Genomic DNA, 17,972 nt, shown 5'->3' on the forward strand with positions numbered 1-17,972 from the left:
GCGATATATTGGAAATAACTGCAGCGTCGGAAAAAATCGAAGATTGAGTTAAAGTGTTTCACAGGTACTCTTACATCACATTTCAAACCACGCTTCCAATGTAATCTGTCGCTTCTTTGATCTCATTTTTCAACAATGGGAAAAGCTTTTTGATTTCCTGGCACCGGTTAGATTCCGCCATTTGTTCAATTTGTTTAACAATTTTTGCCGCCTCATACATTTCCATCGTTGATAAAGCCCCCCGTAATCCGTGGCAGATAGCTCTTACTTCATCCGGGTTGTCGTCTTTTAAAGCAGCGTCTAGTTTGTTTAGTAATGGAGGAACTTCTTCGTGAAACAAATTCAGACAGGTAGCAACTATCTTTTTGTTACCGCCCAATTTATTGAACAGCTCTTCTAATCCAACTTTCAACTGTTTCCCACCATTGTTTTTAGTTTCGGAATTTTCGTCACTTAATCCCAGCTTGTCAATAGCAGCAAGAAGATTTTGCATTCTCACCGGCTTGCTCAGGTAATCATCCATGCCTGCGTCAATGCATTTCTGCCTGTCGCCATTCATTGCATTAGCCGTTAACCCGATGATGGGAATAGGCCTGATTGTATCCCGCTGCAATTGACGGATTTTTTTTGTCGCTTCATAGCCATTCATGAGCGGCATCTGAACATCCATCAGTATAAGATCATAAGAATTTTTTAGCGTTGCGTTTACCGCATCTTCCCCGTTATTGGCAATATGTACTTCATATCCCTGTTTGCTAAGCATACTTATCGCCACTTCCTGGTTCACTTTGTTATCCTCTGCCAGCAGGATCTTAAGATTGCCTTTAGACGTTACAGCAAAACACGGCTCTCCATTTTTCAAACGATGTTGATCGGAGCGTTTTTCATTTAGCAATGATTTTCCTCCCAGGATATTTTTTATGCTTTCAATCAGCTCACACTGGCTGAATGGTTTGGAGAAATAGTCGTGAATACCCAACAATGAAAAGCGCTGCCGGTCGCTGGGCTTTTGCGAAATGGTAATTACAATGATTGCCGTGTCTTTCAGCGCCGCATTATTTTTAATGGATTCAGCCACATCAAGTCCATCCAGTTGGCCGGGCAATGTAATATCGAGCAATACCAACGAGTAGGGCCGCCCAAGACGGACAGCACGGTTTAGCTCTATGAGAGCATCCTCACCCCTGTCAACAGCCGTTGATTTCATGTTGAAATGTCCGAGCATTTCAGTAAGATATCCGCAGGTTGTCTTGTTATCTTCTACTATCAGTACCCGTGTATTTTCCATTTCCGGAAACGGTATGCAAGAGGGCAAGACTTGCTTTGAATGCAGCCGGAAAGGAATGGTAAAATGAAATGTGCTGCCTTTTCCTTCGGTACTTTCCACCCATATCGTGCCACCCATCATTTCTACAAGTCGTTTTGTAATGGCAAGCCCCAGGCCTGTACCTCCAAACTTGCGGCTGGTGGAAGCATCAGCCTGTGTGAACTTTTCAAAAATGATGGGCAATTTGTCGGCAGGTATTCCTACACCAGTATCGCTTACGGCAAAATAAAGAACAGCCTCTTCGTCAGTAAAAGATTGACTTTGTATACGAAGAATCACTTCACCCTTTTCAGTGAATTTGATGGCATTGCCTGCAAGATTCACAATCACCTGCTCCAGCCTCAAGATATCGCCAACCAAATCATCGGGGACGTCCGGATCAATGAAACACAAGAATTCAATTTTTTTCCCGGCAGCTTTGAAGCCCAGGGACTGTAAAGATTTTGGAAATTCTTTCCGTAGGGAAAACGGTGCGGCTGAAAGCTCAAGCTTACCTGCATCGATTTTTGAAAAATCAAGAATATCATTGATCAATCCCAGCAGGGTGTCCGAAGAGGATTTTATAATGTCGATATAATGTTGTTGTTCAGCAGTGAGGTCTGTCTCCATCGCCATTTCGGTCATGCCGATAATACCATTGAGCGGGGTTCGTATTTCGTGGCTCATGTTGGCAAGAAACTCGCTTTTAGTTTTTACTGATTCTTCGGCCGCTTCTTTTGCCTTGCGAAGCTCACATTCAGCCTCCTTCAGGGCCGATACATCCGTCATGACGCCAAGGCAGTGAATCGGTTGACCATCTGTTGAATAAAAAATGAGAGCCCGGTCCAAAACATTGGCATAGCTGCCATCTGCACGACGAAACCTGTACTCTGCAGTCCAGAAATCTTTTTTTTGCATGGTAGTCTCTTCAATCGAAGCCAGTACCCGGTCATGATCTTCAGGATGCAGCTTTGATTCCCACCATTCAAGTCCTGGTACAAAGTTGTTTTCTTTTTCATATCCGAAAGCAATGTAATGCTGGTCATTTACCCAGGCTGTATTGTTTACCATATCCCAATCATACATTACATCCCTTGTAGCCTTTGCAGCCTGTTGGAAACGTTCTTCATTTTTACGAATAACTTCCTGCGATATGATTAATTCCTGTTTCTGCCTCTCCAGGTTCCTGGTTAGTTCCTCCATATCATTCATCATGACCTCTTTTGACGTAATAGTCCTGATCATATCAACGGTAGTATCATGCAGGGCAAAATCGGTTAAAAGGAGCTCATACTTTGTCAAATCATCCGCATTGGTTATCCACGGAGAACCTGTAAATAAAAGGTGGGGAAGCTCCTCTATTTTAAGAATTTGTCCCCGAAATAAAAGGGATTCTTTTTCGATTGACTCAATAATAAATATCTGATCAGTATAGCTCAGGATAGAATCAAACTGGTAAGCCACCTTGCCAGGTCGTTTAAACCGGAAACAGTCTGCCAGTTGCCTGCCGACGATGCCCGGAAACAGTTTCTGCAAACTCTTGCCGGCATCGGTAACGGTAAGCGAATTATCAGCGATAAAATAAAAAGGGAAAAGGATATTTAGTTTCCCTTCCAGGATGTTGGCTGGTGTTTTCATGGCACGGCGTTTTGTTTACCATTCTATTAAGAACTCATCATGGTCATAAGTCCCATTTTTTTGTTTTAGTATGGTAATCTTAGTATCAGTATTGTAGGATTTTCCCAGGCCCTGGATGAGTCCAAAGACAAAATGCATGAGTCCCTCCCGCTTACTGTAATACTGCAGGCGCAGTGATCTGTCTTTGATGTTTGATACCCTAAACTCAGGTGGAGTCAGGTTAGGAAAAGTCAGCATCACCCGGCTGTGAAAGTCAGGCAGGTTTACCAGGAATTCTTTCAATGAGCTACCTCCTGATTTCATGAGCGAACCATAACCTTTTGTCACCGTGTTAAGCACCCAATATTCGCCAAATGCAATCAGCACATCTTTCATTGACAGGTTCAGCGTTTCGGAAGCAGCAGCGGCTAACTTATATGTCATCTCATCCGGGTATGAACTATTACTTAAAAAAGCATCGACATGAACGCCGCTTTTATCTTTGATTTTCTGCCATGCTTCCTCGCCGAAATTTTCCACGATGAGTCCCTGGATGGCTTTATTTACAATACCGTACATGGTAGTTGGTTTTTTTTAAAGAATATTAATTTCACAAACGCATTACCAGTAACGGGCTTTTCCGCTTTTTATTAAATTTTCACAGCAACTTTTCCGTAAGGAATTTCAACAACAGTGTTATCACTTATATAGAACCCGGCAGAATACTTAGAGATCAGAGGTATAGCCGCCGGTCACTTGCAGCAGGTATTTTTCTGTAAACAAAACTCTACACCATAACCGTAAAAACAACTACTACGAATTGATAAGTTGGTCTATTTTTTTCTGGTTCTGGCCGGCAGGTTATTGTATCAGCAAACAGTTATGATCTGCACTGCTGAGAAAACCTATCCATCCATTGAGAAGTTTTAATGGCGAGTCCATGCCACACACATGGCTATGCAGTGAGATATCGACGGTGAAAGAATGGACATCCGGCAAGGAAGGATGTAGTTATTTGTTCTTTTCGCTTGAACGAAAAGAACCAAAAGTTCAAGGACAAATAAATGCTCCGCTATTTGTCCGGCCAACGCACAAAAAGTCTGATAATTTGGAAGTCGTTTGTTTATCCGAAATGGCAGGACGAAGACTCCGTAGCATGCTTTGGGAGGCAACGAAAGGCGCTGCTTTTTCGCCAGGAGTGTTGATAATAGCATTATCATTTCTACAGCAGGCGAAAAGGAGGCGCCGGTAATGTCTTTTACTTTGTTTAACTAACTTGGTTTGTCTGAATTTCATTTTTCATTTTACCTGCTGCCAGTTATTGAATCGGCTTCTCTTCTTTGTAAAACCGCGATGTCCTGGCCCGATTCTGTCGATGATAATAGGGGAAAGGTGTTGACTTAATTCTGATGGCGAAGGTTTTTGGCACCAGCGGGGCCTGATGTGGGTAGAACTATTTATTATTTCAAGCCCTGTAGGGGCGGCATGTGCTCTTATGTTTCGTTATTAAGCGTGTCGGGGAATGCGGTGATGATCTTGCCGTCGGTGAGGATGGTAATAGTGGAAGTGGGCTGGCCGGCTTTGTCGAAGCCGATGAGTTGTTCTGTGTTGATCACCCGCTGAAAGTTGAAACATCCTTTTACAGGGGTGACCGGTAAGGCATGGGCTTCACGAATGTGGTGTAAGATCTCTGTTAACGGAATATGGAATTTACCGGTATTGGGATAACGGGAAATCTTGTAATAACATTTTCTTTTATTGTAGATTATTATTTGAAAGATCCCGAAGGAACTGAAATATTTTGAAAACCCTGATGAAACGGAAGCCCCCCGGAGAAACGGAAAATTAAATGCTGTAAAAGCTGGAAGTCGCCTAAATTATATTTTTATTTTTGTATTCTTCAAATGACTTCTATGTCTCCTTAATGTGTCCTAAAAAAAATTATCTCACTATTAAATCTTTCGTTATGATTACAGAAAATGCAACTGTTGAGAGTAATGCCGCCCCGGCAGATCAACTGGAAGATATAATATCAAATGTGCGGATTACTACAACCACGGGTGAAGAAAGAGTAGTTTCAAAAGAAATTATTGATGAGTTTAAGAACAGCCTTCGGGGAAAACTGGTTGGTACCAAAGACGCTGTTTATGACGAGGTACGCAAGGTACACAACGGAATGATAGACAAACGTCCCGCTATGATAGTTCAATGTACTACCGTAACCGACATCATTGCCAGCGTCAACTTCGCCCGAAAGAACAACCTGCTCGTAGCTGTTCGCGGCGCCGGTCATAATGTTGCAGGAAGTTCGGTTTGTGATGGTGGAATTGTCATTGATCTCTCCGGCATGAAAGGAATACGAATTGATCCCACACATCGCACGGCACGGGTTGAACCTGGTGTTACATGGGGCGAACTTAGCCACGACCTGCAGGTTTTCGGTCTTGCTGCTACAGGCGGCTATGTGTCTACCACTGGCGTTTCAGGACTTACGCTGGGTGGTGGACTGGGATGGCTCCTTCGCAAGCATGGCATGGCGTTGGACAATCTCTTGTCCGTGGATGTTGTAACTGCGGATGGACGGCTTCTAACTGCTGATTCAACTCAAAACGAAGATCTCTTCTGGGGTGTTCGCGGTGGTGGTGGAAATTTCGGAATTGTCTCATCGTTCAAATTCAAAGTACATTCTGCCGGTACAGTTTTGGGTGGCCTGGTATTGCATCCTGCATCAAAAGGCAGAAAAGCTCTTCAGTACTGGCGTGACTTTTCGGATAAATCACCGATAGAGCTAACGGGAGGAGCCTTGCTATTCCATCCCCCTGCTGAACTCCCTGTGCCGGATATATTGCACCAGGAAGGTATCGTAGCAATGGGCGGCGTTTATACGGGATCTCTTGGCATCGGTGAAGAGGCTTTGCGTCCGCTCCGCGAATTTGGCCCGCCTGCGGCCGACATTTTTCAACCAATGCCTTACAGTGCGGCTCAAACGATGGCGGATTTTCTATGGCCCCGGGGATTATATAATTACTGGAAGTCAAACTTTCTCAATGAGCTTGGTGATGGCGCCATTGATACTATTCTTAAATTCTTTGCCAGTGTTCCTTCCCCACGAACCGTAGTTGTCCTCGAACATATTGGCGACTGTGCTATGAGTCAGATTGGTGAAGATGAGACTGCATTTGGTTACCGGAATTGCAATTTCAATTTTCTTGTTACATCCGAATGGACCAATGCTGCAGATTCAGAAACAAATATCCAATGGACAAAAGAGTTTTATGATGCAATGAAGCCATTCATGTCAAAGGCCGTTTACCTGAACTATATTGGAGACGAAGGCGAAGACCGCGTTAAACAGGGCTATGGAAAGAAATATGAGAAGTTGGCTATTTTGAAGCGTAAGTATGATCCTGGTAACATGTTTCGCATTAATCAAAACATCACTCCGGCAAAGGCTTAAATATTTGAATCTGTAAGCGATCATTTTGTTTAAATGGAGTCTTCTAATTTCGGCGGAGACTCCATTACATTTTTCGTTATTGGGCGACCTTCCCCCGATCTTCATGCTAGTTAGTTCTTTCAGTGTCTTCTTTGACCAACAAAGGACTTCGTTGGAGAGCATTGCTTTGCCGATGTGTCTCCCCGTCAATCATGTTCCTGCATCTAAAGCGACCGGGAGTAACCTCCGTCTTCCGGACTTCCCCGACTTCCACCCAAAACAACTACGCTACCGCGGCCCCGTTATACCTGTTCCTGTATTCAATTGGTGTTAACCCCGTGATCTTCTTAAACACAGACCTGAATGTTTTCAAATCATTATAGCCAACACTGTACGTAAGAGCGGCAATATTTGTTTCTCCACGTTCCAATGCCTTCTTGGCGGCCTCCACCTTTATCTTTTGAATAAACTCTATCGGGTTTAATGATGTGGCATTCTTAAACCGGCGTATAAAATTTCGTTTGCTCATATTTACCTGCCGTGCCACTTGCTCAACCGAAATATCGGTTTTAAATTTTTTCTCAATATAAGTTTGGGCTTTATGGATTTCATCATCGTTATGCAGGCGTTGTCCTGAAAATACAGTGAATATTGTTTGTGAAGTTCGCCCATAATCAAGGGCGTAATATTTGCTTAGCTCCACCGCAATCTCTTTACCACAGTTTTTTTCGATAAAATACAAAAGAGCATTCAGCGCCGAAAATCCACCACCACCGGTGGTAATGGCTTTTGAGTTGGTAACAACATGCCCCGGTTTAAAATGGATGAGAGGATATCTTTTTTGCAGATCTTCCATAGCGCCCCAATGTGATGTTGCCGGCATACCATCCAGCAAACCGCATTCTGCCACAAAATACGTTCCGGTGCAAAGGCTGATGACCTGCGCTTTTTCATTGTATTTCTTCTTCACCCAATTGACGAGGGCGTTATTGTTGGACAGGAAAGCACTCATATCCTGCGGGCTTGTGGTCATTGGTGGAATGACAATGACATCCGTATAAAAATTATCCGCGATCGTTTTACTGCAATAAAACTGAACGGGCATATTCAATTGTATATTTTTTAAATGAATCCCCACCAGCTCGATTTGAAAAGGAGCGGGTTTACCTCTCCTGGCAACGGCTTCATTGGCGCTGGCCAACAGTGATAATGAACTGGAAAGCGCCGTTAAAAGCACATCTTCATACACTATGATCGAGATATGTTTCATACTTATTTGTGCATTTAAAAATGAATTTACTATAAATGCCTGGCACAAAATACCCCTTAGTTTGGCATTTTTACACAGTGACGCTGAGGAAACCCCGGGCTAGTTTTACAGTACGATTGTGAACAGCATCAAACAACAAACTTGTTATGAAAACAATATTTGACAAAGAAACAAGAGCGGAACTGATCAGCCGGATCAATTCCCTGGATGAAAATTGTAAAGCTCAATGGGGCAAAATGAATGTTTATCAAATGGCCAAACATTGTACGATATGGGACGATTGGGTGCTGGGGAAAACGAATGTTACCTATAAGCAGGGATTCTTAGGATTAATCTTTGGCCGGATGGCCTTAAAACCTATGGTAAAGGATGACCGGCCTATCAAAAAAAATATGCCGTCCGGAAGGGCTTTTATTGTAAAAGACAACGACGGAAATATCGAACATCAAAAAAAGATTTGGACAGAGAGAATTGCTGCCTATGAGCATTTCTCCAACCCGCGTTTTATTCACGACTTTTTTGGCAAAATGACCGTTGACGAAATCGGCATTTTTGCTTATAAACATGCGGACCATCATTTAAGACAGTTTAACGCCTGATCACAACAATCAAAATATAGCAGGAGGGTAATTCCTTCGCCTAAAGGTTCGTGCCTCAGCCACGCAGCCGATAGCTATCGGGTCTCTGTGTATAACATCCTATAATTTTTATTTTTCTTATTGGTTTGGAACATTACGAGCAACGGGGAGGATAGTGTCGATTAAATAGTTAGATAATATACAGGATTTCATCAGACGTCTCTGTTTGTAATGCAGAGTCTTTAAAATAAACGGACACAGGAAAAATTACATCTTCATTTCTGCCCCAGTAAATATTTCCATTCTTTACAATAAATTTTTTAAAACGTTCCGGTGCAAAGTATTTCAGGTTATCTCCTTTTACATATTTTTCAAATAAGGGAAGAAAGTTCACTAACTGTGTACGACCGGATGAAAAAGTGACAGCAATGGAAAAATCACTGATGTAACGGGCGGCCAGGACAGTTATATTTTCTTCTTTAGCTTTTTTCGAATCACTTCGCACTTTACGCTTTTGTGAAAGATGAACACTGTTTCCCATTTTTCAATTATTTGTTTGTAATAAGCTTTTAAAAATACGGCTACTTCATTGGCTTCCACTTCTGTTAAAGGAGTTTTTCCTTTAACTTTTTTGAATACTAAAGTTAGTCATCTCCGGCAATAAGAAATTCCACCTTGGTTTCTCTCTGTTGAATCTGAACATGTACATGAATAGGTAAGTGGTCATTGGTATAGAAACGAATCAGGTAGCTGAGGTATTGAAATATTTTTGGCATATACCGGAAGTTACAAATTTCTCAGCTTGCTATTTGGTTCATGGAATCTTCCTTTGCAAGCAATGCATCAACCCCAAGCCCCTGTTTATTTCATGCTGGTTTGAGCCACGTTGAGGCTGATGCGGAGATGCACCCGACAGCTATCGGGTCTCCGCATAACTGTGTGCAACCTCCACACAACCATTCGACTTTTTTATGTATTGAACACTACCGACAACCGGGAAGGAAGACCCACTGGTATACAGTTATTTTATAAATTTTGACTTTTCAAGCATTGATTCAATTTCTTCTTTTGTTCGTTCGTCCAGATACAAATAGCTGATGCCAAAATTGTATCCCTTATAGAATTTGGACAAAAGAAATGAGTTAAACAGGACTCTGTCCCCGACCTTGACTGTGATACGGAACTTATCAAAACTTACACCGTCAATCTTTGCCTTTCCTGAAGCGGTATCGATTGTTGCATCTTTCATTTTTTCAGCAAAGGTGGCATAAACCATGTCTTTAAGCTGTTGATTTGAGGCTTGCCAGCTCCCGTCTGTCCTGGGATTAAATCGTTCTATCGTCGCATTGAAATAATTGAATTTGTTTTTAGTTGCACCGATCAACGTTATTGTCCCGGAAACATCTGCTGTTATATCATTTGCTTCTTCCAATGCTTTAAGTCCACGTTCCATCCGTGCTGTGTTCTGTGAAGAATCCATCACCTCGAAACCAGGGGGTAGTTCGATTGTCCAGCCAACCTGTTTGAACGAATAGATTCTTTGGCTTTCCTGAGCATTAGTTTGATTAACTGCAAAAAGAGTAATTGCCAGAAGGAATGTTTTGATAGGATAAGGCATATCAAAAAGAGTTGTATGATTTATTGGAGCTGAATTTAATTCATTTTTATTAGGGGTGCAACCTCACGCTTAATAAAGCGGTAGTGAAAGACCGGACCATAGCATTTTTCAATCATTGTGCCGAATCCATAACACAAAGCTAAGGTGATACCGATGGGAAGTAGAACCCGGACGACCAGGCTCTGTTTTCCACAATGTCATCTCTAAGGACAAATCCGGCTTTTTTGCTATTTTTATAATCCAATCATTAATATGGAAACAGTTATTAAAATACATCCATCAGAACTCAATTCCAGCCTTATCAATAAGATCAGGAAATTTATCGGGAATAATGAAAATGTTGATGTCACAATTTCCTTAAAGGAATTTGACCCTGCTTATGTGGATGCCCTTGACCGTTCCATTGACCAGGCAGAAAACGGCGACGAACTTATCACGATGACAATGGAAGAATTCGTAGCCTATACGCCAAAGAAAAGGCAGTGAGAAACGTTGCTTTTACCCCTGTAGCTTTTCAGGAATACAATGAATGGTTTGAAGCCAACGAACAACTGGTTAGCCGCATCAAGACATTGATACGTGACACTGACCGTGATCCTTTTAGAGGAATTGGCAAGCCTGAACCATTGAAAGGAAACTGGACTGGTTACTGGAGCCGCCGCATTGACCAGGAACACCGGTTGATATATAAAGTGTCCGATTCACAAATTCTTATTGCCAAATGCAAAGGCCATTATTAGCCAGATTTCTTTGGTAGATGGACAGCCTCGTTGAGGCTGATGCGGAGATGCACCCGATAGCTATCGGGTGTCCGTTTAACATCCGATAATTTTTATTTTTCTTATTGGTTTGGAACACTACGGATAGCGGGGACTCATCGCTTTTGAAATTGATTCCTTCGTCAGGTCAAAATTCATTAATTCACGATATTGGATATCAATTGGGTCTTCGAACAATAACGGCTGATTTACTTTTCCGATAGTTTAACACGTGACCTGATCGCATATGTTTTAAGGTTAAAGAGTCATCAGTGAGGACAATGATATCGTATTGATACACCTCGCCGTTTTTCCGGTCTGTTTCGATCAGAACATTATTGCTGATTGTATAATCAAAAGCAGCCATCGTATATCCCCTGTGGTAGTCCAACCGGTTTTTCCCGTTAAAAAAAGATTGACTGGATGTATCGGGCTGCAAATTCCAGATACCGACTAGTTTGTCCGGCTCAACAGAGCTGTTCTTAGCTGTGCAAGCGCTGGCCAACATGGCTATACAAAAAATATACTTCATGCAAAACAAAAGATTTTTCCAAAAGTACGTTTCCCAGTTGAGTCTCACTGCATGGCTTCTGGGGGTGGGGTGGACCCGGCGTCATTTTGTAATGAGTTTCTTCGTAGCACGGCGAGTCCACGCCACACACATGGCTATGCTGTGAGACATCGCCTGTGAAAGGACGGGAGACTGGGCAAGGAATGAAAAAATGAAGTGATGCCATGATGCGTGTCTCCACGCATCATTCTTCTGACTGTGAGATATTCCAGGGACAGTCGGAGTGAACTTTCATACAACATTGCTTTAGTTCGAGGATTCCGATGCGTGGAGACACGCATCGGGGCTTTTATTTTACGGACACTAACCGAGGCGAAAGAAAGAAACTTTCTGACAGTAATGAAGATGATCTTAGTTCGTTTGTCGGTAATTGGTGTTATAGAACTAAATTTGAAATACTCATAGTCCGAACACCTACCACGACGTAAGTTTATTACCGATATAACATAAACAATTATGGCAAAATCAAAGACCATCATCCTCATCCACGGAAATTTTGTGAACAATATCAGTTGGACAGAATGGAAACGCCACTATGAACAAAAAGGTTATAAAGTTTATACACCGACAAACCCCGGGCATGAGGGTAACCCTGCTGATCTAAGAGCAAAAGTTCATCCCGACCTTGTCAAAACTGGGTTCGTAGATGTTGTAAACAATATTGTTCAATTAATAGATAGCTTACCTGAAAAACCATTGGTGATCGGTCACTCTATGGCAGGCATGGTAACGATGAAACTGGTAGAAATGGAAAAGGCAGCAGCCGGAGTAAGCATTGATGGAGCGCCTCCGAAAAATGTTTTTCCCCCGTTTCAAACACTTAAAACTGTGTTGCCAGCCTTTGGGTTCTTTTCTTTCAATAAATATTTTATGGGCAGCCGTAAATGGTACGATTATGCATTTTTCAATACAATACCTGACGCGGAGAAAACAAAGGCATTTGAAGCGTTGGCTGTACCAGAAAGTTATAAGGTCAGTCGTCAATTAGTTTTAAACTCTTTTTCAAATATAGACTTTAAGAAACCTCATGTCCCCATTTTATTTGTTGGGGGCGGCAGCGATCATATCTTCCCGCCCCAACTTACCCAAACAATAGCAGGAAGGTATAAGGACTCCAATAGCCGGCTTGACGTAAAAATATTTGAAGGTAAAAGTCATTTCATTTGCGGGGAACCTGGTTGGGAAATGGTGGCCGATTATATTTTAGATTGGTATGAAAACCAGTAATACCTGTTTCCCAGCCGGGTCTCACTGCATGGCTTCTGGGGGTGGGGTGGACTCGGCGTCATTTTGTAATGAGTTTCGTCAGGTCTATATCATCAAGCTCCATAAAGTTCATAACAGGATAGGCGGATTGCATGCTACGCAAGTAAACCCGGGCTGAACTGTGTTCATATTCTGTAACATCATTCACAAGGTTCCATTTACCCCTGCACGGATTATTGTGTATGTAATCAAGCTTTTGCCGGATGAATGAATTACTTCTGCATTCTTTCCAGTCAAATGAGTCTTCCCACACTTCATGTTTTTTGTTTCTTTCTTTGTCTTTAGCTTCTACAGCGAGGTTTAAATTATGCAATAGCCTTGCAGCTCCCTGCAGTTCCAGGCGTTTGATAATTTCATAGGCCCAGCCTACCGGCAGGCAGGCATAAATCTTTTCCCGTTTCCGATAATCGTATTAATCGATTGGCCGGTGTTTCTGAAAGTTATCAATGCATGCAAATGATTTGGCATAATGACATAACCAGTTATGAAATGCCCTTTTCTTTTAAATGATCGAACCATTTATAAATAAGATCATAACCTTTTACCTGTTCAATTAAGGATAACCATTGGTAACAGGTGATGGTAATAAAGTAAACCCCATCCGACTCTGTTATTTTTCTTTTGACAGGCATTTAACAAATTACGGATTATTTCTTCGTAGCACGGCGAGCCTGCCTGCCGGCAAAGGCAGGTCCACGCTACACACAAGGCTATGCTGTGAGACATCGCCTGTGAAAGGATGGGAGACTCAGCAAGGAATGAGGGGGGACACTAACCGAGGGGAAGGAAATCACCAATGAATAACTTTTGACGAAACAAACTCTGTGATAATTATTTCTGTGTCCGACTCAAAAAATACGATTGTATATTTCTTTTTGTAGGGGAGGCATTTATATCCCAAAAGAGTCCGGTTTGGTTCCCGGCATAGGCGATAGCTTTTGCGTCTATCGGCCATTTTTATGAAGTAATGTACACATCATCGGCAAACTTTTCAGCAGTAGCCAGCATACCCTGTGATCCTATATACCATGCAATGGCTGCAATGTTTTCCGCCGCTTCCTGTTTTACAACTATTTTCCGGCGGCCCATTTCCTGATCAGTTTTTTGCTATAGGCCCTTGCCTGCTCCACCGTGAAGATTTTTGCCGGTGCAGTTTTTAATGCAGCTTTTTTTTGGAGGGCCTGGTATTCCTTTTCCCGGATAAGAACATACTTTTTTTTATCAATTACCAGTTGTGTCATATTGCTGTCTTAATGTTTAAATCTACAATAAAGTTCGGTTTTTTACAGGCTTTTTAAATGAATGATAACCGGGTAGCATAACTTGAGATAGCCCCGGTTTCCTATCATTGCAACTAGCAGATAATTGCAGGTATGACAGCTTCTTTGAAGCTGATACGGAGACGCAGTCTCCGTATAACATCCTATAATTTTTATTTTTCTTATTGGTTTGGAACACTACGGACAACAGGACGGAAATCTATTTCTTAATTATTCAACCAGTCTTCAATTTTAGTATCAGGTTCTATCTCCAAATGATAGCATAATATCCTGAAAAGTTTTTTTAGTTTTTTGTCTGGGCCAGCTTTGTGTATTGTCGGTATGCCTTTCGCCATAAGAAAATCATATTGAAAGAATTCGTGAGCTTGCTCTTGCATTTTTGCATTCCAAAAGTCAATCAGGAAAGGCTCCACCATAAATTTATAAGCCGATTCGGCAGCTACTTTGGTTGAAATCATTTCCAATCGTTGGATCAGGGCTAGATGTAATTGCAAGGTCTTTTTAGCATCACTCTTAAAGGAGGCTATTAAATACAGGAGAAGCCGGAGTTGTGTAGCCAATTTAATTGACTCGTTGTGTAATAAAAGGATATCATCAGCCGATTTTTCATCATCCATCAAGAATTCAAAAGCCTTTTTTAAAATCAAAAGCGGTTCCTTGTCATCAAAATACTCCGTTACCGCATCAAATGCAGTAAGGAATCCGGTTATTGTTTCATCGCTTTTATTGAGGCAATAGTTCCAAAGGCCTTTGATGATAATAAAATTAATGACATACTCAAAAAGAAGGTCATCAAAAGAATTAAAAGTGGTCTTCGGCCTGTCTTTTACTATTTCGGAGAGACGTGGATTGTCTATCTTGCCGGAAAGACCTGTGCCGGTATTAAACTCGTTAATAACCTTTAATATTTCGATTTCCTTAATAACAGCTTCTTCATATTTATCTTCAAGTATCAGGTAGGTATTCATACCCGTCATTAAAGAGGCGAAAGGATTTAAAGCAGTTTCTTTATCCAGGTTAAAACATATATAGGCCCATTTTCTTGCTGGCTCTAAATCGCCGATGAATTCAAACGCTTGTACCATTAAGTAGGCCAGCATAAATTTCCGTTGTTCAAAATAGTAGCCGCCTTCCAGCAGCCGGTCGTTGTTTTTAGAAAAGGTGCCCTGGAACGGAATGGCATAAGGCTGTCCGTCAATATCAGCCAGGGGCTTTTTAGCAAGAAGATGGAAATAATAGTTTATGATATGCCCATACCTTATGATTGTACCTTGATAATCCGCCAGCGGTTTATACGAGAACAGCAGTTTTTCCAATCCTTTTTCAAGCAGGTAAAAGATATCCTTATCCTGTTTGATCTGCCATGTGGAGATGGCATACTCGCCAATGACCTTTGCAGAAAATACATCATCTACAAATTGATTTTCGTATTGGGCATTATACGCTTTTTGAGCATATTCATGAGCTACCCGGATATCTTTATGGCCAAAAATTTCATTTAGAGCTAGGTATGTATCTATTTTCTCTGTAAATATCACAGGGGTTTCTATAACGGCGGCTTCAAGCAGATACGGCAGGGCATTTTCCGGCTGCCCGGCATAGAAGAGTTGCCGCCCCAGCTCGTCATATAACAGAAAAGCTCCTATCGGATTATCCCTGATCAGATTGAAATGCGAATCGAAAAGATGGATCGCTGCTGCAGTGTCATTTAATTTTGAACAAAGACATCTAATCTGAAATTTCACGCAGCAGGCAATCAAAACAGAAACATTATAAGGAGTGATTTTCTCAATTATGATTTCATATTCTTTAAGCAATAAATTCCAGTCAGGATTTTGCTGCGCTGCATAGTGGTCAAACATTTTGGCGCAGAATAGCAAACAACAAACCTGATTTAAATCTCCATCCAAAGAACGACGCTGCTGTTCCGGGGTCAATAGGGAAAATGAAGAAAGCCATTTGTCGAACCCCGCAGCATTTTTAACCTGCAATAAGTTATTCCATAACAGGCTCTCGACAGGAAAGGATAATTCAGGAAGCAGCTTGTCAACATCTTTTGCTCGTATCTGATCAAGGTGTTTTAGCGACAACAGCAGGTATTCGGAACTTTTTTCAGCATTTGTTCCGGACAAAATTGTAGTTAAAAGAAGGGCTGCATGTGTAACATTGATGTTCTCTTTGGCTGCCTGGACAGTAATTTTTTCAAGGTCAGTTATCAGGAAATCTATGCTTTGATCTTTTTTCTTTAAAAACAAATTGATCTGGAGATACCTGATTACAGATTTTAAAAACAAGTCCATTTCCTCCGGCAATGCTGTTGAAGACCAATAGAAGGAAAAACCCCAGTCAAAATACAAGTCGGGGTTTTTTAATGCCTCTTCCAGCACAAGGGATAACACAAAACCAGCCTGGTTATAGTCTTTCCCATTTATAAAATAAAGGATTGCCTTATTGGCCTTAATCTGATCAATTTTCTTTTTTGAAAGTATTTGTCTTCCCAAAGCATTATTAATTAATTTATATATTGCCGGGGACATGTTGTGGCTTTTGATCCTTTTAATTAAAGGGGATATCTCATAACTATCGGTTTTAATTTTTTGCAACCAGATCCCCGACAGCGGGGTAATTTTTTCGTATGGTCGGGAAATGAAAGGCTTAATTGCTGATACGGTATCAATTTCTTCACTTGTAATGGTACCGGAAACAACCTTTAGTCTATATAGTAAGTCCCGGGAATCAGCATCCGAAACTGTTTTAATAATACGTTCGTATGTATCGTCGTCTAATGCACTCGTATAGTTTCCCCTGAATAACTCGATAAAGGTTTCTCTGGTAATATCCCAGTTCAACTTTTTCAGGTAGGAGCACATGGCATTAACAATAGCAGGATGTCCTTCTGCCGTTTTGCACACTATGCCTTTTAACGTACTCGCTTTATCTTCCGATGCGCCGTAAGCCAACAGGATTTCGGAAACTTCGCTTTCGTTTAAATACGGGATGGATTTTTCACTAAAAAGGGAGTCGGAGATATAGTCTTTAATTCTAGATTGTAAGATAAAGTTGCTGGTAGAAAGCAACTCTATATTCCGAGATTTTAAATTACTTACAATATGTTGCAACCTGATCCAATCTGATTTTGATAAGTCAAGCTTAGGTAAATCGTCCAATATTATCAACGTCCCTTCGGGTATCATTGCTATTAGGGCGGTAATGTCGTCTAACGAAGAAACGGGGCGGTTGAAGTGAAGTGATAATTCCTGAAGAATAACATCAATAACAACTTTGGAATCCAGGTCAGTTAAGGTAATCCATAATGTATGTTTAAATCTTTCTGCAACCAGAACGGCTATTTGCGTTTTTCCCATTGAAACATTACCGTGGACGAGAACCCAGGAGAATTGCTGAAGATCCCTTAACAATTCTTCAACATAGTCTTTTCTGTCGGAATGTTTTTCAATCTTCGGGTAAACGGCAAGTCCCTGGAGCTTATAAAAATTCTGAACCTGCAATACATCTTCAAAGCGGTTTCTAAGCTGTTGCATCTGGGATGAAGTAGCTCCAAATTCTTCTTCTATTTTATTAACTTTCTCCAGAATTTCGGCGTTCCCCGACAGGAGCTTCTTTACATCTGCTGCAATTCCGAAGATTTCGGATTTGTAATTTTCATCGAAATGCAGGTTTTTCAGTGTTTTGTCTGCGTTTACTTTTTCCGTGAAAAGACGGTAAAATAATTCCAGTTCTTTTTCCGTCGGGATAATTATATTCTTATTTTTCCTGAACTCCTCAATAACAAGAGGCGAATTGGTCGTTTTAAAAAGAATATGCTGATTTAATAGATCATATAGAATTTGGGAGTGATAAAATGGAAATTTCGTCCCATTATTTTCTATGGGATGTGCTTTTTCAAATTCGGCTATCGTTTCTTCAATTATGTCGGATAGCCTGTGTGCATATTTTTGAAATGGGAAGAAAAATTTCTTTATCCTTCCATAGCCTTCTTCCTTAATAAACTGGCTTACTAATTTGTCCGCAATGTATATAGTGATGGTGGTGGCAACTGGCATTTTTCTAATTTATTCTAATACTCTGAACATTTAAATAGAGTTTCATAAGTCGTTAAGGGGAAATCGCCATTATTCATATTCGAGCAATACTATGATATCCTTTTTCTGAAACATAAATGATAATGATTTATTTTGTCGTAAACGTACTTCTCTGTTGAAATGAATTTTAGTTTGCGAAATTAATTTCAATATGTATATGCTAAAATAA

The 17,972-nt window shown here is 41.1% G+C and carries 18 protein-coding genes; 5 read left to right on the forward strand and 13 right to left on the reverse strand.

Annotated features, from left to right (window positions below):
• Positions 1–82 precede the first annotated feature (82 nt).
• From P2W73_RS07225 to P2W73_RS07235, 3 genes are all read right to left on the reverse strand, one after another.
• Entirely contained in the window at positions 83–2,944 is a 2,862-nt protein-coding gene (locus P2W73_RS07225; protein ID WP_276501333.1) for a response regulator, read from the reverse strand.
• Positions 2,945–2,959: 15 nt separating this feature from the next.
• Entirely contained in the window at positions 2,960–3,502 is a 543-nt protein-coding gene (locus P2W73_RS07230) for a heme NO-binding domain-containing protein (RefSeq protein ID WP_276501334.1), read from the reverse strand.
• 914 nt (positions 3,503–4,416) lie between these two features.
• A complete protein-coding gene (locus P2W73_RS07235) occupies positions 4,417–4,539 on the reverse strand; it encodes a hypothetical protein (protein ID WP_276501335.1) in 123 nt (40 codons plus the stop codon).
• 350 nt (positions 4,540–4,889) lie between these two features.
• Between P2W73_RS07235 and P2W73_RS07240 the strand changes: the two genes are divergently transcribed.
• Positions 4,890–6,380 carry an FAD-binding oxidoreductase gene (locus P2W73_RS07240; RefSeq protein WP_276501336.1) on the forward strand — a complete coding sequence of 497 codons (1,491 nt, stop codon included), beginning with the start codon at positions 4,890–4,892 and terminating at the stop codon, positions 6,378–6,380.
• A gap of 262 nt (positions 6,381–6,642) precedes the next feature.
• Here P2W73_RS07240 and P2W73_RS07245 read toward each other — a convergent pair whose 3' ends face one another.
• Entirely contained in the window at positions 6,643–7,629 is a 987-nt protein-coding gene (locus P2W73_RS07245) for a GlxA family transcriptional regulator (RefSeq protein WP_276501337.1), read from the reverse strand.
• Between the two features lie 146 nt (positions 7,630–7,775).
• Between P2W73_RS07245 and P2W73_RS07250 the strand changes: the two genes are divergently transcribed.
• A complete protein-coding gene (locus P2W73_RS07250; protein WP_276501338.1) occupies positions 7,776–8,228 on the forward strand; it encodes a DUF1569 domain-containing protein in 453 nt (150 codons plus the stop codon).
• Positions 8,229–8,397: 169 nt separating this feature from the next.
• Here the strand turns inward: P2W73_RS07250 and P2W73_RS07255 are convergent, their stop codons facing one another.
• From P2W73_RS07255 to P2W73_RS07265, 3 genes are all read right to left on the reverse strand, one after another.
• On the reverse strand, positions 8,398–8,748 hold the full coding sequence (locus P2W73_RS07255; protein WP_276501339.1) for a DUF2442 domain-containing protein: 351 nt from the start codon (positions 8,746–8,748) through the stop codon (positions 8,398–8,400).
• A gap of 103 nt (positions 8,749–8,851) precedes the next feature.
• A complete protein-coding gene (locus P2W73_RS07260) occupies positions 8,852–8,983 on the reverse strand; it encodes a DUF4160 domain-containing protein (protein WP_276501340.1) in 132 nt (43 codons plus the stop codon).
• Between the two features lie 245 nt (positions 8,984–9,228).
• Positions 9,229–9,825: a hypothetical protein gene (locus P2W73_RS07265; protein ID WP_276501341.1), complete on the reverse strand. Its 597-nt coding sequence runs from the start codon at positions 9,823–9,825 to the stop codon at positions 9,229–9,231.
• 252 nt (positions 9,826–10,077) lie between these two features.
• Here P2W73_RS07265 and P2W73_RS07270 point away from each other — a divergent pair, with 252 nt between their 5' ends.
• Positions 10,078–10,311 (forward strand): hypothetical protein, encoded by a 234-nt coding sequence (locus P2W73_RS07270; RefSeq protein ID WP_276501342.1) that lies wholly within the window; start codon positions 10,078–10,080, stop codon positions 10,309–10,311.
• A complete protein-coding gene (locus P2W73_RS07275) occupies positions 10,308–10,565 on the forward strand; it encodes a Txe/YoeB family addiction module toxin (protein WP_276501343.1) in 258 nt (85 codons plus the stop codon). The genes P2W73_RS07270 and P2W73_RS07275 overlap by 4 nt, the downstream gene beginning before the upstream one ends.
• Before the next feature lie 196 nt (positions 10,566–10,761).
• Here the strand turns inward: P2W73_RS07275 and P2W73_RS07280 are convergent, their stop codons facing one another.
• Entirely contained in the window at positions 10,762–11,115 is a 354-nt protein-coding gene (locus P2W73_RS07280; RefSeq protein ID WP_276501344.1) for a hypothetical protein, read from the reverse strand.
• Positions 11,116–11,610: 495 nt separating this feature from the next.
• Between P2W73_RS07280 and P2W73_RS07285 the strand changes: the two genes are divergently transcribed.
• Complete coding sequence (locus P2W73_RS07285) at positions 11,611–12,381, forward strand: alpha/beta hydrolase (protein ID WP_276501345.1); 771 nt, start codon at positions 11,611–11,613, stop codon at positions 12,379–12,381.
• Between the two features lie 58 nt (positions 12,382–12,439).
• On the opposite strand, the gene P2W73_RS07290 is transcribed toward P2W73_RS07285, so the two are convergent.
• From P2W73_RS07290 to P2W73_RS07310, 5 genes are all read right to left on the reverse strand, one after another.
• Complete coding sequence (locus P2W73_RS07290) at positions 12,440–12,733, reverse strand: hypothetical protein (protein WP_276501346.1); 294 nt, start codon at positions 12,731–12,733, stop codon at positions 12,440–12,442.
• A 169-nt stretch (positions 12,734–12,902) separates the two neighbouring features.
• Positions 12,903–13,052, reverse strand: coding sequence for a hypothetical protein (locus P2W73_RS07295; RefSeq protein WP_276501347.1), 150 nt, complete (start codon positions 13,050–13,052; stop codon positions 12,903–12,905).
• 325 nt (positions 13,053–13,377) lie between these two features.
• Positions 13,378–13,509, reverse strand: coding sequence for a hypothetical protein (locus tag P2W73_RS07300; RefSeq protein WP_276501348.1), 132 nt, complete (start codon positions 13,507–13,509; stop codon positions 13,378–13,380).
• Positions 13,491–13,661: a hypothetical protein gene (locus tag P2W73_RS07305; protein WP_276501349.1), complete on the reverse strand. Its 171-nt coding sequence runs from the start codon at positions 13,659–13,661 to the stop codon at positions 13,491–13,493. The genes P2W73_RS07300 and P2W73_RS07305 overlap by 19 nt, the downstream gene beginning before the upstream one ends.
• A 245-nt stretch (positions 13,662–13,906) precedes the next feature.
• Complete coding sequence (locus P2W73_RS07310; protein ID WP_276501350.1) at positions 13,907–17,764, reverse strand: TniB family NTP-binding protein; 3,858 nt, start codon at positions 17,762–17,764, stop codon at positions 13,907–13,909.
• Between the last annotated feature and the right edge of the window lie 208 nt (positions 17,765–17,972).

This window comes from Terrimonas pollutisoli (genome assembly GCF_029360765.1).
GTDB lineage: Bacteria > Bacteroidota > Bacteroidia > Chitinophagales > Chitinophagaceae > Terrimonas_B > Terrimonas_B pollutisoli.

Excerpts from the sequence above, each read along its gene's own strand:
- P2W73_RS07265 (WP_276501341.1), bottom strand. The coding sequence starts at position 9,825 with ATGCCTTATCCTATCAAAACATTCCTTCTGGCAATTACTCTTTTTGCA.
- P2W73_RS07245 (WP_276501337.1), bottom strand. The coding sequence starts at position 7,629 with ATGAAACATATCTCGATCATAGTGTATGAAGATGTGCTTTTAACGGCG.
- P2W73_RS07270 (WP_276501342.1), top strand. The coding sequence starts at position 10,078 with ATGGAAACAGTTATTAAAATACATCCATCAGAACTCAATTCCAGCCTT.
- P2W73_RS07260 (WP_276501340.1), bottom strand. The coding sequence starts at position 8,983 with ATGCCAAAAATATTTCAATACCTCAGCTACCTGATTCGTTTCTATACC.
- P2W73_RS07225 (WP_276501333.1), bottom strand. The coding sequence starts at position 2,944 with ATGAAAACACCAGCCAACATCCTGGAAGGGAAACTAAATATCCTTTTC.
- P2W73_RS07250 (WP_276501338.1), top strand. The coding sequence starts at position 7,776 with ATGAAAACAATATTTGACAAAGAAACAAGAGCGGAACTGATCAGCCGG.
- P2W73_RS07230 (WP_276501334.1), bottom strand. The coding sequence starts at position 3,502 with ATGTACGGTATTGTAAATAAAGCCATCCAGGGACTCATCGTGGAAAAT.
- P2W73_RS07240 (WP_276501336.1), top strand. The coding sequence starts at position 4,890 with ATGATTACAGAAAATGCAACTGTTGAGAGTAATGCCGCCCCGGCAGAT.
- P2W73_RS07285 (WP_276501345.1), top strand. The coding sequence starts at position 11,611 with ATGGCAAAATCAAAGACCATCATCCTCATCCACGGAAATTTTGTGAAC.
- P2W73_RS07255 (WP_276501339.1), bottom strand. The coding sequence starts at position 8,748 with ATGGGAAACAGTGTTCATCTTTCACAAAAGCGTAAAGTGCGAAGTGAT.
- P2W73_RS07280 (WP_276501344.1), bottom strand. The coding sequence starts at position 11,115 with ATGAAGTATATTTTTTGTATAGCCATGTTGGCCAGCGCTTGCACAGCT.
- P2W73_RS07310 (WP_276501350.1), bottom strand. The coding sequence starts at position 17,764 with ATGCCAGTTGCCACCACCATCACTATATACATTGCGGACAAATTAGTA.
- P2W73_RS07305 (WP_276501349.1), bottom strand. The coding sequence starts at position 13,661 with ATGACACAACTGGTAATTGATAAAAAAAAGTATGTTCTTATCCGGGAA.
- P2W73_RS07295 (WP_276501347.1), bottom strand. The coding sequence starts at position 13,052 with ATGCCTGTCAAAAGAAAAATAACAGAGTCGGATGGGGTTTACTTTATT.
- P2W73_RS07300 (WP_276501348.1), bottom strand. The coding sequence starts at position 13,509 with ATGGGCCGCCGGAAAATAGTTGTAAAACAGGAAGCGGCGGAAAACATT.